Here is a 15,233-nt window from a genome sequence, read left to right as displayed (position 1 = left end):
CCGGTCACTGGCCCATGTGGAGCCGCCCCGACGACCTCGCACAGCTCATCGCCGCCGAAGCGACTTTCCGGGTCAGCTGAAATCCTGGTCGCGTCGGCCTGAACCGGCTCGGTCACATCGACCGCGCTACCGGTGAGCCCGTGCGCCGATATGAGCACCCGCAGGAAAGAGGAATTCGATGGGTAGAGCCGCACCCGTGGCTCTACCGGGTCATGGTTGCCCGGTGACGATGCCACTCGATTCCAGCAGGGCGACAGCGACCGCTCCCATCGTTCGATCGGCTCGTTTGCTCGCCTTCCGGTACACGGCGGGTGTGTCGGCGCCGGGTAACCCACCCGCCACATCGATGACGCGCCGCCGCGACCACTGGACTCGACACCGGAGAACTCGAAACGAAGAAGGCATGCCAGCCGGACATCAACCCATGCGAGGCCGGCCGGTGCCCTTCGCGGTGCACTGGGTCAAGGCAGGCCCAGGTGGCGGTTCATCGCCTTCGCCGCATCGGTGAATTCCAGGAGCTCGATCACCTCGATACCGTGCCGAGAGAGTTTTTCCACCCCGACACAATCTTCGACGAAAATCGACGGTTCCCGCCATGCGATCACGACCACCGGGATCCCGGCGGTGATGATCCGGTCGGTGCATGGTCGCCGCGTGGCGGTCGCACGTTGCGAACACGGTTCCAGCGTGCTGTAGATGGTGGCGCGCTCGAGCCGAGGATCGCCAGCGTCGAGCTTGTCGAGAGCGACTTCCTCGGCGTGCCCCTTGGCATCGGTTTCGCGCGAATAGCCCGTCGCGATTTCCTGCCCGTCGACCACGATCACCGCGCCGACCGAGTATGCGTTCGCCACCGTCGGGCACAGGTGGGCCAGTTCCACGGCCCGCGTCATCCAGCGCCGGTGGTCCGGAGCGGTCACTGGTTTCTCCTTCTGCTGGTGGAGCGGTTGTGGAATGTGAACTTGGAGTTCGCCAGAATGTCCGCCGGTGGTAGGTGGAATGGGAAAGGATACTGATCGGGTTTCGGGGTATTCCGTGCTCACGGAGAGCACGGAAGGATCCTATGAGATGCGCGACTACGAATCTCGTGCACGCGCCAGGCGCGGCACAGGCTCCCGACTGTTCGGATTGGTTCTGCTGATCTGGTTGGCTGTCGGGCTACTTGCGGCCAACCAGCGCAACCACTTCGAAGGCGGCCCCCCGGTCAGCTGCGCTGGGTGGGGCACAGTCGCGGCGACTGCGCTCGCCGGCCCACTCAACTATCTAGGCCTGAATCCGAAGGTGAGTGACTGTGCGCTTCCCCAACCGAGCGAGTAGAACTCCTGGCCCTCGAAACGGGTCGGCCCTGCACTCGAAAACCGAGTGCAGGGCCGGGGTGGGTCGACAGATCAGCGGACGCCTACCGGTTCTGTTTCGGTCGTTTCGGTCGAACGCTGCTGCAGTTCGCGCAGTTTCGCACCTTCGACGTCGATGTCGGGCAGGATGCGGTCGAGCCAGGCCGGCATCCACCACGACCATTTGCCCATCAGGATGAGCAGTGCCGGGATCAGCACCATCCGGACGACGAACGCGTCGAGCAGCACGCCCGCGGCCAGTGCGAAACCGAACGACTTCGCGGTCACGTCGCTTTCCAGCAGGAACGAGCCGAACACCGAAATCATGATGATCGCCGCCGAGGTCACCACACGGGCGCCGTGATGGTAGCCGGCGATCACGGATTCCTTGGCGGACTTGCCGTGGACGAACTCCTCGCGCATGCGGGTCACCAGGAAGACCTGGTAGTCCATCGCGAGGCCGAACACCAGGCCGATCAGCATGATCGGCATGAAGCTGACCAGCGGCTGCGGATCCTCGATGAGGCCGAACGCGCCCTCCTGGAAGATCAGCACGGTCGCGCCGAAGGTCGCAGCCATCGACAACAGGAATCCGAGCGCTGCGGTGAGCGGCACCAGGATCGACCGGAACACCAGGATCAGCAAGACGAACGCCGCACCCGCCACGATCGCAAGGTAGGGCACGATCTTGCTGAGCAGGACATGGTCCATGTCCGCGTAGATCGCGGTCGTACCGGTGATGCCGTATTCCATGCCGTATTCGGCCTTCAGTTCGCCTTCGGCTTCCCTGGCGTCGCGTACCAGGTTCTTCGTGGACTGGTCGTTGGGCCCGGACTTCGGCACGCCGTTGAGGGTCGCACCCTGCCGGTTCTCGCTCCACTGCGCCGGGGTCACATAGTCCATGTCGGGGTAGGACGCGAGTTTGTCGCGCAACGCCTCGACCGCGGCCTCACGTTCGCCGGCTGGTACCCCACTCAGGTCGGCGGCGACGTTCAGCACGCCATTGCTGCCCTCGCCGAAGCCTTCGGTCCGCAGATCGTATGCCTTGCGGATGGTGGAGGTCTTCGGCATGCTGTCGTCGCCGGGCAGGCCGAGGTTCAAGCCTGTCGCCGGGGCGGCGAGCGCGCCCAGCACCACAATACTCAAGATCAGCGCAACCCACGGAGCCCTGCCGATCAAACGGCCGAAGCGCATGCCATTGGTCACCGCATCGTCGTCTTCTGGATCATGCTGGGCTACCAGCGGCAATTTGGGCTTGAACAGCTTGCGGCCGAGTACGCTCAGCAGCGCGGGCATGAGCGTGACCGCCGTAAGCACCGCGAAAGCAGCGGCAATCGCGCCACCCAGGCCCATAAAGGTCATGAACTCGACGCCGACGATACCCAGGCTTCCCAGGGCGATGATGACTGTCAGCCCCGCGAACACCACCGCAGAGCCCGCTGTGCCGAGCGTGATTCCCGCCGCTTCCTCAGGGGATTCTTGCACCACCAACTCGTGCTTGTACCTGGACACGATGAACAACGCGTAGTCGATGGACAGCGCGATGCCGATCATCGAGGCAAGGAACGTGGTGAACGTGGGGACTTCGATCACCGCGGTGCCGAGCATGATCAGCGAGGTGGCCGCGCCCAAGCCGACCAAGGCGGTTGCGATCGGCACGAAAGCAGCGACGACAGCGCCGAATGCCACAATCATGACGACCAGCGCAACAGCCATGCCGATCATCTCGGACTTACCGCTGGGGCCCTCCTGATTGATCATGATGGTGCCGCTCACCTCGACCGTGAGGCCGGCGTTGCGTGCGCTGGCAGCCGCCTCGTATGCCTTGTCACGGTCCTCGTCGGTCACGTCGGCGAACTTCTCGATCGTGAACGGAACCTCGATCACCGCGACGGTGTCCGGTGCGGTTTCACTGAGTACGTTCAACGGCGCACCGGTGCATCGTGCGGGATCGGGATCGGCCAGACAGCCCCGCTGTTCGGCCACGTCGATCGGGTTGGCGATCGGTTTGCTTTTGTCGACGATGTCCAGCTGGCCGAGGTCGCCGATGATTGCCTGTACCGCCGACCGGTTCGCCGGGTCGGTCAGTTTCTGTCCATCGGGTGCTGCGACCACATACGTGCCGGTGACCGCATCGGCCTGATACGCATCGGAGACGCCAGGGAAGTGCTTGTCGAGGATGTCGGTCGCGCGGGCGGAAGGAAGGTCCGGCATGCTGAAGTTGTCGGCCATCGGCTTTCCCAGCGTCCCGCCAAGAATGCCGAGGAGCACGACCGCGATGAGCCAGACGGGCAGGACTATCCATTTCCGGCGGAAGGCGAGCTTCCCCCATCGATACAGATACGTGGACACGAGAAGATACTCCTAGCGATGACTGGGGACGGTGCTGGTTCTGCGTGTAGACAGCACTCGCGGGGCACCTCGCGTGTCCCCGCCTCCACTGGCGCTTCTGCCTACCGTGCGGTAGGTAGACTACCTAAGGGTGCCGTCGAGGTCCAACACCATTCCGGTTGGATATGTGCGCCAGGTATGCGAGTGATGAGAGGATCATCCAATGGTTGTCCACGACACATCTGCGGCTGTTGTCGCAGGTGGAGGCACTAAGGCCGCGATACGAGATGCGGCGGTAAGGCTGTTTGGAGCCAAAGGATTCGAGCAGACGAGCTTGCGTGAAGTTGCGGATGCGGTGGGAATCACAAAGGCATCGCTCTACTATCATTACGCTTCGAAGCTCGACCTACTGATGGCGATCATCGATCCGATTATCGACCACATGCGCTCGGTGGTCGAAGATATCGACCGCGTGCCGCACGATACGGAGGGCGTCCGCCGCGTGCTGCAGACCTACCTGCGTGGGTTCATCCACCATCGGGATGCCGGCGCCCTCGTGGTGCGCGACACAGTCGCGATCTTGAATGCGATGGCCGACCGATATCCGGATCTCATCGACTCCAGCCAGGCATTGCGAAGTTGGCTTGCCGGGCCGAACCCGACCGACGACGCGAAGCTGCGCGCCAGCGCAGCACTCGAAGTGGTTCGCGTCGCATTGGTGTCCAAGGAACTGGTGCCCGGAGCGGATGACTCCGTGGTGGAAGCGTCGCTGCTGGATGCGGCGACGAAGGTGCTCACCCCGTGTGTGTCCGGGCAGATTCCGACTACGTACCGTTGAAGCCAGGGAGACGCTGCTGTGCATATCACCGCGAAGATCGATTACGCGGTGCGGACGCTGCTCGAAATCGCTAGCGCCCCGTGTCCGGACAATTCGGCAATCGGGAACGGCGGACCCATCGTGCAGGCCGCTCCGGTGGTGAAAGCCGAGGCGATCGCCACATCCCAACGGATTCCTCCCAAGGTGCTCGAGTCGGTGCTCAGCGAGCTGCGTCGTGCCGATCTGGTGATCAGCAGGCGGGGCCCGGATGGCGGATACTGGCTGGCCAGGCCGGCGGTCGAGATCTCCATCGCCGATGTGATTCGGGCGATCGAGGGTCCACTGGCCTCGGTGCGTGGTGCGCGACCGGAGGACATCCGCTATTCCGGCGCGGCCGAATCGTTGCAGCGCGTGTGGATCGCGCTTCGGGTCAATATCCGCACGGTGCTGGAGAACGTGACCATCGACGACATCGCGCACGATCGACTACCGGCATTCGTCGAGGAGCTCACTCGAGACCCCGGCGCCTGGGCGCGACGAGAGCGCTGAGCGGGGTGCGTTGGAATCCTCCTGGTCAAGGGCCTGCGTGACGCGTCACGCTGAGCTACCGGTAATCAATGTGACGCGTCACGTCGATTGCCGGTAGCCTGCGATTCATCATGCTGATCAGACTCCTGCGTACGTATCTGGCTCCGTATCGCGCCCAATTGGCGGGGGTCGTCGTGCTTCAACTGATCGCCGTCATCGCGATGTTGAACCTGCCGAGCTTGAACGCCGACCTGATCGACTACGGGGTCACCAAAGGCGATCTCGGCTATATCTGGCGCACCGGCCTGTGGATGCTCCTCATCTCTGGTGTACAGATCGTTGCTTCTGCTGCCGCGGTATACCTGGGTGCGCGGGCGGCAATGGGTGCGGGCCGCGACTTGCGTGGCGCGGTGCTCCATCGGGTCGGTACGTTCTCTGCGCGCGAAGTGGGGATGTTCGGCGCACCGTCGTTGATCACGCGCAATACCAACGATATACAGCAGGTGCAGCTGCTCGTCGTCATGTCGGTCACCATCCTGGTGATGGCGCCGACCATGTGTATCGGCGGGATAGTCATGGCGTTGCGTGAGGAGCTGAGCCTGTCGTGGCTGTTGCTCGTCGCGGTGCCGGCTTTGGGTCTGTCCATGGCTGTGCTGATCTCTCGGATGGTGCCCGGCTTCCGCCTGATGCAGGCCAGGATCGATGCGGTGAACCGGGTCCTGCGCGAGCAGATCACCGGCATTCGGGTGGTGCGGGCCTTCGTTCGGGAGCGCCAGGAGACGTGGCGATTCGGGGTGGCCAATTCCGAACTCACCGATGCTGCGCTGCGGGTGGGTCGGTTGATGGCGTTGATGTTTCCGACGGTCATGCTGATCAGCAATGTCACCGCGGTCGCCGTGGTTTGGTTCGGTGGCCGAGCCATCGATGCAGGCGAAATGCAGATCGGTTCGCTCACCGCGATGTTGTCCTACATCATGCAGATCCTGATGGCTGTGATGATGGCGTCGTTCCTGGCGATGATGGCGCCCCGCGCTGCGGTCTCGGCAGACCGGATCGGCGAAGTGCTCGAGACCGAGTCCTCGGTCCACTCGCCACATTTGCCGCAACCATTTGCCGACGATCCCGCGGTGGTGGACTTCCGCTTCGCCGAATTCGCTTATCCACGCGCGGAGAAGCCCGTGCTGCGGGGTGTCCATTTCCAGGTACGTCCCGGCACGACCACGGCGATCGTTGGCTCCACTGGAGCGGGTAAGACCACGTTGATCAACCTCGTTCCTCGGTTGATGGATGTCACCGACGGCGCGGTCCATCTCGGCGGGACCGATGTGCGCCACATCGACCTGGAACTGTTGCGCGCGCAGATCGGGCTCGTGCCGCAGAAGGCGTATCTGTTCTCCGGAACGATTGCGAGCAATCTGCGTTACGGCGATCCGGACGCGACCGAGGAAGAACTCTGGCGGGCGTTGGAAATCGCGCAGGCCGACGATTTCGTTCGTGAGATGCCAGAGGGACTGGACACCCCGATCGCGCAGGGCGGTACCACCGTTTCCGGTGGTCAACGTCAGCGATTGGCCATTGCGCGTGCGCTGGTGAAGAAGCCGAGGGTGTATGTGTTCGACGATTCGTTCTCTGCGCTCGATGTCGCGACCGACGCCCGGTTGCGCGAGGCACTGAAGCCGGCGACGGCCACCGCGTCGGTGATCATCGTGGCCCAGCGCATCGCGACCATACGCGACGCCGATCAAATCGTGGTGTTGGAGGACGGCGAGATGGCTGGCGTCGGCACCCATGACGAGTTGTTCCGAGACTGCGCCGAGTACCGGGAGATCGTCGAATCCCAACTGAGTGCCGAGGAGGCGCGATGAGGAACCATTGCGAAGCGCCTTGTCGCGCCGACCGGGTGCGGGTGTCCCGCAGGATTCAGGAGGCGCGATGAGGCCCGCACAGTCTCCCCAAGCGCCGGGTAGCAAGGCCAAAGCGTTCGGTCCCTCGTTGAAGCGTCTGCTGCGGACGCTGGCACCGGAGCGGCTGTATGTCTGGCTGATTTTCGGTTTCGTCATTGCCTCGGTGGTGCTGAACACTCTCGGTCCGTATCTTCTGGGCCGCGCCACCAATCTGGTTTTCGACGGTTTGGTCGGAAAGACGTTGCCGGCGGGCGTGACCAAGGATGAGGCGATCGAAGCCCTGCGAGCCGAGGGCAACGGTACTTTCGCCGACATGCTCGGCGCCATGAACGTGGTTCCTGGCATCGGTGTCGACTTCGACGCGGTCGGGCGGGTACTGCTGCTGGTGCTCGTGTTGTATCTCGGCGCTTCGCTGTTCGGGTGGCTGCAGGGGTACTTGCTCAACATCGTGATCAATCGCACGGTGAAACGGCTGCGCAATGAGGTCGAGGAGAAGATTCACCGGCTTCCGTTGCGGTACTTCGATTCCGCACCGCGTGGTGATGTGCTCAGTCGAGTGACCAACGACGTGGACAACGTATCCCAGAGCCTGCAGCAGACCTTGAGTCAGCTGCTGGTGTCGGTGTTCTCGCTGGTGGGCGTCCTGATCATGATGTTCTGGATCTCATGGCTGCTGGCTGTGCTCTCGGTGCTCATCGTGCCGGCCGCCATCGTGATCACCGCACAGATCGCGAAACGGTCCAAGCCGTATTTCGTCGATCAGTGGAAATACACCGGTCAGGTCAACGCGCAGGTCGAGGAGGCCTACACCGGGCATGAACTGGTCACCGCATTCGGTCGCAACCGTGAGGTCGGCGCAGAGTTCGACAAGCGCAACGAGAGCCTCTATCAGGCTAGTTTCAAGGCGCAGTTCATCTCTGGTCTGATCATGCCGGCGGTCATGTTCCTCGGAAACGTGAATTTCGTATTGGTCGCGCTGGTCGGTGGTCTCCGAGTGGCCACTGGGGCCATATCGCTCGGTGAGGTGCAGGCGTTCATCCAGTACGCCCGCCAGTTCAGCCAACCGTTGTCGCAGATCGGCGCGATGGTCAACTTGTTGCAGTCCGGCGTAGCCTCGGCCGAACGGATCTTCGAGATTCTCGACGCCGAGGAACAGAGCCCGGACCCGGTGATGCCGGCCACTCGCCCGGTCGATCGTGGCCGGGTGGAATTCGAGGCGGTGTCCTTCGGCTATGAACCGGATCGGCCGGTGATCGAGCGACTGTCGCTGGTTGCCGAGCCGGGTCATGTCATTGCGATCGTCGGGCCCACCGGTGCGGGCAAGACCACCTTGGTGAATCTGCTGATGCGGTTCTATGAGCTGGACGCGGGCGCGATCACCATCGATGGCGTCGACATCACTCAGGTCACTCGGGAGCATCTGCGCTCGCGGATCGGCATGGTGTTGCAGGACACCTGGCTGTTTCGTGGTTCGATCCGGGAGAACATTGCCTACGGCAACCCGCACGCGAGCGAGCAAGACATTCTCGCCGCAGCCCGGGCCGCCTATGTGGATCGTTTCGTGCATGCGCTGCCGGACGGATACGACACCGTCATCGATGAAGAGGGTTCCGGGGTCAGCGCCGGGGAGAAGCAGCTGATCACCATTGCGCGCGCGTTCTTGGCCGAGCCGTCGATCCTCGTCCTGGACGAGGCGACCAGTTCGGTGGATACCCGCACGGAACTGCTGGTGCAGCAGGCCACCGCGGCGTTGCGCAGAGACCGGACCAGCTTCGTCATCGCGCATCGGCTGTCGACGATCCGCGACGCGGATCTCATTGTGGTCATGGACGCCGGTCGAATCGTGGAACACGGCACGCACGATCGGCTGCTCGAGGAGCGTGGCACGTACTACCGTCTGTACAACGCTCAGTTCGCGGCTGCTGCCAGTGCGTGAGGGCCTGACGAGTGCGGCGGCGGCCTGTGGCGGGCCGTTTCGGTGAGGCTGCGAGGATAGCGAGGTGTCCAGTCCCGAAGCTTTCTCTTTCACCGTCGGCGCCCGGCTCGACGGGCGACATGGTCGGTCCGGTGTGATCGCCACCCCGCACGGCGCCATTGCCACACCGGCCTTCATCCCGGTGGGCACGAAGGCCACGGTCAAGGCGGTGCTTCCGGAGACGATCCGAGATCTGGGCGCCCAAGCGGTACTGGCCAACGCCTACCATCTGTATTTGCAGCCGGGCGCGGACATCGTGGACGAAGCGGGCGGACTCGGTACGTTCATGAACTGGCCGGGGCCGACTTTCACCGACAGCGGCGGGTTTCAGGTGATGTCGCTGGGCGCCGGTTTCAAGAAGGTGCTCGCGATGGAGGCAGTGGAGGTCCGCAGAGACGACGTGATCGCCGCGGGCAGGGAACGACTGGCCACCGTCGATGACGATGGGGTCACCTTTCGTTCGCACCTGAACGGGTCTGTGCACCGGTTCACTCCCGAGGTGTCGATGGGCATCCAGCACCAACTCGGCGCGGACGTCATGTTCGCCTTCGACGAGCTCACGACACTGTTCAACACCCGCGAGTATCAGGAGAATTCGGTGCGACGCACGCAGGAGTGGGCGCAGCGCTGCATCGATGAGCACGAGCGGCTGACTGCGACCCGCACCCACCGCCCATACCAGGCATTGTTCGCCGTCGTTCAAGGAGCGCAGTACGAGGATTTGCGCCGCAAGGCATGCCGGGGGCTCGAGTCCATGCGGGGAGGCATGGGCACAGGATTCGATGGCTACGGCATCGGCGGCGCGTTGGAAAAGCGCAACTTGGGTGCGATCGTCGGTTGGTGTTGTGACGAGCTACCCGAGGACAAACCGCGCCATATGCTCGGTATCAGCGAACCGGAGGATGTCTTCGCCGCTATCGAGAACGGCGCAGACACCTTCGACTGCGTGAACCCCTCACGCGTGGCGCGCAATGCCGCGATCTACGTCGGAACCGGCCGGTTCAATATCGACACCCGCCGCTTCCGCCGTGATTTCACCCCGATCGACGAGTCCTGCGACTGCTACACCTGCGCCCACTACACCCGCGCGTACATTCACCATCTGTTCAAGGCCAAAGAGATGCTGGCGGCTACGTTGTGCACGATTCACAACGAGCGCTTCACCGTGCGGCTTGTCGACAACATCCGGCAGAGCATCGATGGTGGCTACTTCGACGAGTACAAGGCCGAGACCCTGGGCCGCTGGCGGTCTTCGGTCTGATCGAGGCGTCCTCCACGTTCGTGCTCAGGTATGCAAGGGGTCGGTTCCCGCAGGAGCATAGGTTGGTTCGTGCCGCTTCAGGACCGCGATCACTCGATAAGTGATCGGCAGCACAACTATCTCGCAGACGGTCTTCCAGATGAAGCCGACGACCAAGTAGTTCACGAACTGTTGCCAGCTGTCGATACCGATGGCTCCCGCGGCGATCGAGCAGAAGATCAGCGTGTCGGCGAATTCACCGACGACGGTCGATCCGATCAGCCTGGCCCACAGATGGCTTTCTTTCGTCCGTTCCTTGATCAGCACCAGGGTGGCGGAATTCAGCAGTTGCCCGACGAAGTACCCGGCCAGCCCGGCGACCACGAGGCGGGGCGTGGTTCCCAGGACGGTGCGAAAGGCCTCTTGGTTGTCGTAGAAGCCGGCAGCGGGCAGTTCGATCGCGATGGCGAAGCACGCGACCGTCAGCAGCAGTGCGCCGAAACCGTAGTAGATGGCGCGTCGGGTGGCGCGGAAGCCGTAGACCTCGCTGAGTACGTCACCGAGGATGTAGGCGAGCGGAAAGAGGAAGAAGGCTCCATCGGTGGCGATGGGCAGGACTTGAACGGGACCCAGGGATACCGCGCGGTCGCCGAGAAACTCCACTCCCTTGGTCGCGCAGATGTTGGAGATGATCAGGGTTGCGGTGAACAGTGCCACAATCGGTGCGTAGTATCCCCGCGCTACGTGGGCGAATGCCGCATGCAGGGCGGGGCGCCCAGACTCGATGTGTTCTTCGGTTGCGTTCGACTTACTCACCCACATCATCAAACCAGGTCGTGGATACGCTGTAACAATGACGAATCCTGGCGATTCCGACGAATGGTGGAAGCAGTACGGTGGCACGGAGGGGCGATCGGAGTTCGGCGGACCGGACTCGGTCCCGCAGTACCCTCCGACCGAGCAGCACGCGGACTATCCGTCGGCGCCGAACTATCCGGGCGAGTCGACGCCGCCGTCTCCGCAGCCCCAGTATCCACCTCAGCAGCAGCCGTACCCACCTCAGCAGCCGTACCCGCAGCCGAACTACGGCTACCCGAACTCCTATCAGCCCTACGGACCTCCGGTGCAGGGTACGAACGGCTTGGCGATCGGTGCGATGATCTCGTCGCTACTCACCCCTGTCACCTGCGGGCTCGGCGCCATCGTCGGCATCATCCTCGGCGCGGTGGCACTGAACCAAGTCAAGCAGTCCGGCCAAGACGGGCGAGGTATGGCACTGGCCGGCATCTGGATCGGCGTCGGCATGGTGGCGCTCGCCGTTGTGTGGATCGTGCTGGTCATAGCCAGTTTGTGAGCAGCTGCCAGGCAAGGATGTCGGCCGCATAAGTGTCCGGGAGCATCCGAGTCGGATGCTCCCGGACACTGCGGATCGTTGCGCGTGTCAGGCTTTGACGACCTGGGTGCCGCCGGCGAACTTGTCGTGCCAGCCCTGCTTGTTCGGATCCTGATTGATGGTTACTGCGATGTAGATCGCAAGGCCCAGCGTCACCAAGGATCCGATGCACGGAATGAGATTCGCCGCGAGGAACAGGTTGCGCTTCAGCGAGGTGGTCGGGTCGATCGTGGCGGCGCCGCCGGGAGCGACCACCTTGAGGCCCAAGAGTTTCTTGCCGAGAGTGGCGCCCTGCATGGTTTCCATGCCGACGAAATAGCCGAGCGTCACCAGAACCCAAACCGCTGTGAGCACGAGGTTCATCCCGACGGAATCGCCCATCAAGAAACCGATTATGAGCTGGGGAATGACCAGGATGATGAAGTCGATAACCCGCGCACCGATCCGGGTGCCGAGATCACCCGGCTGGCCACCGTAGTTACCGAAGCCCGGTAGCTGAGCTTGCGGGTTGTAGGGGTCCTGGCCGTATTGCGGTTGTTGTTGGCCGTACTGGGGCGGCTGCCCGTACTGAGGTTGTTGGCCGTACTGGGGCGGCTGCCCGTACTGGGGTTGTTGTTGGCCGTACTGGGGCGGCTGCCCGTACTGGTCGCCGCCCTGTGGGTACGGTTGGCCATATGGCTGCCCACCCTGTGGGTACGGCTGCCCGTGAGGTTGCCCGCCCTCCGGATACTGGTTGGGGTCGTACCCACCGCTCGTCATAGTTGGTTGCCCTCGTCCTTCGATCTGTCATGGACGCCGAGTACGTTACGGACATCGGCTGCGTTGCAACAACCTTTTCACATCGAGTATCCACGGCTCGTGGGGTAGCTGCCGAGCGTCGAATCCGGCGAGCAGCTCGGACGACGATGCCGCCCTATAGCCGAGCGAGGCCGCCAGCACGGCGATCACGTCCTCGGGCGTGTCCCCGAGAGCACGGCGGTCGGTCAGCGTCACCGCGCCGTCCCGTTTCGCCAGTCGCCGCCCCTGCGCATCGAGTACCAGCGGCACATGGATGTACCGCGGTACCGGCAGCCCGAGCAAAGTTGCGAGGTATGCCTGCCGCGGCGTCGAGGGCAACAGGTCGTCGCCGCGTACCACTTGGTCGACACCTTGAGCTGCATCGTCCACCACGACTGTCAGGTTGTAGGCGGGAACACCGTCCGCGCGCCGCAGCACCACATCGTCGACCGGACCGCGATAGTGACCGTATAGGTCGTCATCGACGTCGAACTCGGCGGTCGACGCACGCAGGCGCAGTGCCGCCGGGCGACCCGCGTCGCGCAGCCGTGCGCGCGCGACTGCGTCGAGTCCGCGGCAGGTGCCCGGATAGGCGCTCATCGGCCCGTGTGGAGCGGTGGCTGCTTGCTGTATTTCCCTTCGGGTGCAATAACACTCATAGGTGAGTCCAGCTGCGACCAGGCCATCTATAGCCGACTGGTAGATCGGCAAGCGCTCGGACTGACGCACCACGGGTCCATCCCAGTCCACGCCGATCGCGGCGAGATCATCCAATTGTCGTTGCTCCGCGCCGGGGCGTACCCGATCCAAATCCTCGATCCTGATCAGGAACCGACGGCCCGTGGAGCGAGCGAAAGCCCATGCGAGCAGTGCTGTGCGGAGATTGCCCAGATGGAGGTCCCCGGACGGGCTCGGTGCGTACCTACCCGCGGCGCACCCCGGGGTGAACCGGTCGGCGAACCCTGCCGCGAACTCAGCCATGGTCTCGCTCAGCCATGGACTCGATCGGTGGACGCTGAGATGATCTGCACGGCTGCCATGGTAGGAGCGCGCGATCAACTTCGCAGTCGCGGCCTCAGATCATCAGCCGTCGGTTCGCCACCCGCGGCCAGTGTGGCGATCAGCGATTCGGCGTGTGCCAACAGTCCGACACGGTCGATACCGTAGGGCATGCTTTCGCCGTCTGGTCGGTAGGCGGTCAAGCGAGACATGGCGCGGGTGAGCAGCCTGACCGCACCTGTGGGATTTCCGCGTTGTACATGAGTGACGCCGACGGCAAGCTGGGCGAGAGCTTGCCATAGCGAGCGTTCAGCTAACGGCCCGTTCTTCCATGCCGCCTCCAAAACTTCGTGCGCATTGAACGCGAGACCCGCATCCAGAAGTTGCTGGGCGAAGGACAAAGTTTGCTGGGGTGGTAGATCGAGATCATCCGGGATTCGAGCAACCCCGACACTGCCCGCAGGAAGCGGCCGCCCGAGGCGGTCGCGCGGACGAGCGTTGCGAGCCCGACCAGCACTGTCACGATCACGTTCGACCACGGCCTCCATGATGCCAACACTGCCCGGACGGTGCACGAGCTGCGCCGGCGCCGGCGATGCCGCGCCAATAGTGGTGAATCGTCGACCGACACCGTCACAATCGGATCTGTCGAACCACCACCGATGGTGTGCGTATGTGGCATGGACGGGAAGCATCTGGCTATATTTCCGCAACTCCCTCCTTTGTGCGCGCTTCTGGCTCCGATGATTGAATAAGCAAGAGGCGGGCAAACTTTCGATCAACCTGCTAGGGTTACCGGCGGGGACAAGCCTCGCGCGAGGTTGATTTCCTCTCGAGCCCGATGTGCGATATCGACGCACTGGGAAGTGCGCGCTACCGGGAGGCGCACGACGGCATTCGGCCTTTCGGTCGGGTGCCGAGCTAGCTGGACCGATGTCAGGAGAATCTTCGCTCTCGACGCAGCAAAGGAGCTAGTGCGGTGGAAGTTGATGTGACGGGCGCTGTGTGGCGCAAGAGCACATACAGTGGCCCAGACGGGAACTGCGTGGAAGTCGCTTTTCTCGTCGACGGCGCTGTCGCCGTTCGTGACACCAAGGACAATGGACGTGGCCCGATCTTGACCCTCGCGCCGGGCGAATGGGATGCCTTCCTAATGGGGGTATCGACAGGCGGATTCCAGCGCGGATAGACCGCACCGGAATGGTTTGATCGAGCTCATGTGCCCCGAGTCGCACGACTCGGGGCACATGAGTTTTCGTGGCGCGCGTATGCGATCGTCGATACACCTGGAATCGGTCATCGGGTGGCGGAATCGTTTTCACCGCTGTGGGCTGTTTGTTGTACTTCTTGTAGCGCTTTCAGTTGTTTGTGTTCTTCGGCGTGTTCGATTTCGAAGTGTCGGTCGCTTTCGTGTTGGGGGTCCGGGCGCAGGAAGCTACCGGTGCCGGGTTTGCCGGCGGCGCCGAGTTTGCTCATCTTCTTCGGTACCGGTGCGCCTTGGTATTCCAGCGGGATGGGGTGTCCGTGGTCGTCGACCGGGCCCAGTGGCTGGTGGACCTCGATGTATTCCCCGTGGGGTAGGCGTTTGATCACGCCGGTCTCGATACCGTGTTCCAGGACGGCGCGGTCGCTGCGTTGCAGGCCCAGACACAGCCGGTAGGTCAGGAAGTACGCGATCGGTGGGCCCAGGAGCAGGCCGATACGCCCGATCCAGGTGGTGGCGTTCAACGAGATGTCGAACTTGAACGCGATGATGTCGTTGACACACGACAGGGTCAACACCACATAGAACGTGATCGCCATCGCGCCGATCGCGGTGCGCACCGGCACATCGCGGGGCCGCTGCAGCAGGTTGTGGTGTGCGTTGCCGTCACCGGTGAGGCGTTTCTCGATCCAGGGGTAGGCGATCAACACCACGAACACCAACCCCATGACCAG

The 15,233-nt window shown here is 63.2% G+C and carries 14 protein-coding genes and 1 pseudogene; 8 read left to right on the top strand and 7 right to left on the bottom strand.

Features of this window, described 5'->3' with window-relative positions:
* Positions 1 to 461: 461 nt before the first annotated feature.
* Complete coding sequence (locus tag K940_RS0120675) at positions 462 to 917, bottom strand: deaminase (protein ID WP_028479049.1); 456 nt, start codon at positions 915 to 917, stop codon at positions 462 to 464.
* A 148-nt stretch (positions 918 to 1,065) separates the two neighbouring features.
* On the opposite strand from K940_RS0120675, the gene K940_RS0120670 reads away from it, so the two are divergent.
* Positions 1,066 to 1,314 carry a hypothetical protein gene (locus K940_RS0120670; RefSeq protein ID WP_051407416.1) on the top strand — a complete coding sequence of 83 codons (249 nt, stop codon included), beginning with the start codon at positions 1,066 to 1,068 and terminating at the stop codon, positions 1,312 to 1,314.
* Between the two features lie 71 nt (positions 1,315 to 1,385).
* Here the strand turns inward: K940_RS0120670 and K940_RS0120665 are convergent, their stop codons facing one another.
* Complete coding sequence (locus K940_RS0120665) at positions 1,386 to 3,683, bottom strand: MMPL family transporter (protein ID WP_028479047.1); 2,298 nt, start codon at positions 3,681 to 3,683, stop codon at positions 1,386 to 1,388.
* 202 nt (positions 3,684 to 3,885) lie between these two features.
* Here K940_RS0120665 and K940_RS0120660 point away from each other — a divergent pair, with 202 nt between their 5' ends.
* The 5 genes from K940_RS0120660 (at position 3,886) to tgt (ending at position 10,147) form a co-directional block, all read left to right on the top strand.
* Positions 3,886 to 4,500, top strand: coding sequence for a TetR/AcrR family transcriptional regulator (locus K940_RS0120660; protein WP_028479046.1), 615 nt, complete (start codon positions 3,886 to 3,888; stop codon positions 4,498 to 4,500).
* A gap of 18 nt (positions 4,501 to 4,518) precedes the next feature.
* Positions 4,519 to 5,028, top strand: a complete 510-nt coding sequence (locus K940_RS0120655; RefSeq protein WP_028479045.1) for an Rrf2 family transcriptional regulator — start codon at positions 4,519 to 4,521, stop codon at positions 5,026 to 5,028.
* A gap of 110 nt (positions 5,029 to 5,138) precedes the next feature.
* Positions 5,139 to 6,872 carry an ABC transporter ATP-binding protein gene (locus K940_RS0120650; protein ID WP_028479044.1) on the top strand — a complete coding sequence of 578 codons (1,734 nt, stop codon included), beginning with the start codon at positions 5,139 to 5,141 and terminating at the stop codon, positions 6,870 to 6,872.
* A 67-nt stretch (positions 6,873 to 6,939) separates the two neighbouring features.
* The gene (locus tag K940_RS0120645) at positions 6,940 to 8,847 is read left to right on the top strand and encodes an ABC transporter ATP-binding protein (protein WP_028479043.1); all 1,908 of its coding nucleotides are present in this window, start codon (positions 6,940 to 6,942) and stop codon (positions 8,845 to 8,847) included.
* Positions 8,848 to 8,911: 64 nt separating this feature from the next.
* On the top strand, positions 8,912 to 10,147 hold the full coding sequence (gene tgt, locus K940_RS0120640; RefSeq protein ID WP_028479042.1) for a tRNA guanosine(34) transglycosylase Tgt: 1,236 nt from the start codon (positions 8,912 to 8,914) through the stop codon (positions 10,145 to 10,147).
* A gap of 24 nt (positions 10,148 to 10,171) precedes the next feature.
* Here tgt and K940_RS0120635 read toward each other — a convergent pair whose 3' ends face one another.
* The gene (locus K940_RS0120635) at positions 10,172 to 10,948 is read right to left on the bottom strand and encodes a queuosine precursor transporter (RefSeq protein WP_036529544.1); all 777 of its coding nucleotides are present in this window, start codon (positions 10,946 to 10,948) and stop codon (positions 10,172 to 10,174) included.
* A 31-nt stretch (positions 10,949 to 10,979) separates the two neighbouring features.
* On the opposite strand from K940_RS0120635, the gene K940_RS0120630 reads away from it, so the two are divergent.
* Positions 10,980 to 11,480 (top strand): DUF4190 domain-containing protein, encoded by a 501-nt coding sequence (locus K940_RS0120630; protein WP_028479040.1) that lies wholly within the window; start codon positions 10,980 to 10,982, stop codon positions 11,478 to 11,480.
* 87 nt (positions 11,481 to 11,567) lie between these two features.
* On the opposite strand, the gene K940_RS0120625 is transcribed toward K940_RS0120630, so the two are convergent.
* From K940_RS0120625 to K940_RS0120615, 3 genes are all read right to left on the bottom strand, one after another.
* Positions 11,568 to 12,278 (bottom strand): RDD family protein, encoded by a 711-nt coding sequence (locus K940_RS0120625; RefSeq protein ID WP_028479039.1) that lies wholly within the window; start codon positions 12,276 to 12,278, stop codon positions 11,568 to 11,570.
* A 45-nt stretch (positions 12,279 to 12,323) separates the two neighbouring features.
* On the bottom strand, positions 12,324 to 13,277 hold the full coding sequence (gene gluQRS / locus K940_RS29605) for a tRNA glutamyl-Q(34) synthetase GluQRS (RefSeq protein ID WP_051407415.1): 954 nt from the start codon (positions 13,275 to 13,277) through the stop codon (positions 12,324 to 12,326).
* A 74-nt stretch (positions 13,278 to 13,351) separates the two neighbouring features.
* Positions 13,352 to 13,834: a DUF309 domain-containing protein gene (locus tag K940_RS0120615; RefSeq protein WP_028479038.1), complete on the bottom strand. Its 483-nt coding sequence runs from the start codon at positions 13,832 to 13,834 to the stop codon at positions 13,352 to 13,354.
* Between the two features lie 440 nt (positions 13,835 to 14,274).
* Between K940_RS0120615 and K940_RS29600 the strand changes: the two genes are divergently transcribed.
* The gene (locus tag K940_RS29600) at positions 14,275 to 14,484 is read left to right on the top strand and encodes a DUF397 domain-containing protein (protein WP_036529541.1); all 210 of its coding nucleotides are present in this window, start codon (positions 14,275 to 14,277) and stop codon (positions 14,482 to 14,484) included.
* A gap of 107 nt (positions 14,485 to 14,591) precedes the next feature.
* Here K940_RS29600 and K940_RS33240 read toward each other — a convergent pair.
* Positions 14,592 to 15,233 (bottom strand): annotated as a pseudogene (locus K940_RS33240) (cytochrome b); the annotation flags it as partial.

Source organism: Nocardia sp. CNY236 (genome assembly GCF_000482385.1).
Taxonomy (GTDB): Bacteria; Actinomycetota; Actinomycetes; order Mycobacteriales; family Mycobacteriaceae; genus Nocardia.
The sequence above is the reverse complement of the archived record's forward strand: the minus strand, read 5'-3'. Positions and strand labels throughout refer to the sequence as shown.

What these genes read in the sequence shown, in the direction of transcription:
- K940_RS0120670 (WP_051407416.1), top strand. Translation starts at nt 1,066, where the DNA reads ATGCGCGACTACGAATCTCGTGCACGCGCCAGGCGCGGCACAGGCTCC.
- K940_RS0120660 (WP_028479046.1), top strand. Translation starts at nt 3,886, where the DNA reads ATGGTTGTCCACGACACATCTGCGGCTGTTGTCGCAGGTGGAGGCACT.
- K940_RS0120650 (WP_028479044.1), top strand. Translation starts at nt 5,139, where the DNA reads ATGCTGATCAGACTCCTGCGTACGTATCTGGCTCCGTATCGCGCCCAA.
- K940_RS0120645 (WP_028479043.1), top strand. Translation starts at nt 6,940, where the DNA reads ATGAGGCCCGCACAGTCTCCCCAAGCGCCGGGTAGCAAGGCCAAAGCG.
- K940_RS0120635 (WP_036529544.1), bottom strand. Translation starts at nt 10,948, where the DNA reads ATGTGGGTGAGTAAGTCGAACGCAACCGAAGAACACATCGAGTCTGGG.
- K940_RS0120630 (WP_028479040.1), top strand. Translation starts at nt 10,980, where the DNA reads ATGACGAATCCTGGCGATTCCGACGAATGGTGGAAGCAGTACGGTGGC.
- K940_RS0120625 (WP_028479039.1), bottom strand. Translation starts at nt 12,278, where the DNA reads ATGACGAGCGGTGGGTACGACCCCAACCAGTATCCGGAGGGCGGGCAA.
- gluQRS (WP_051407415.1), bottom strand. Translation starts at nt 13,277, where the DNA reads ATGGCTGAGTTCGCGGCAGGGTTCGCCGACCGGTTCACCCCGGGGTGC.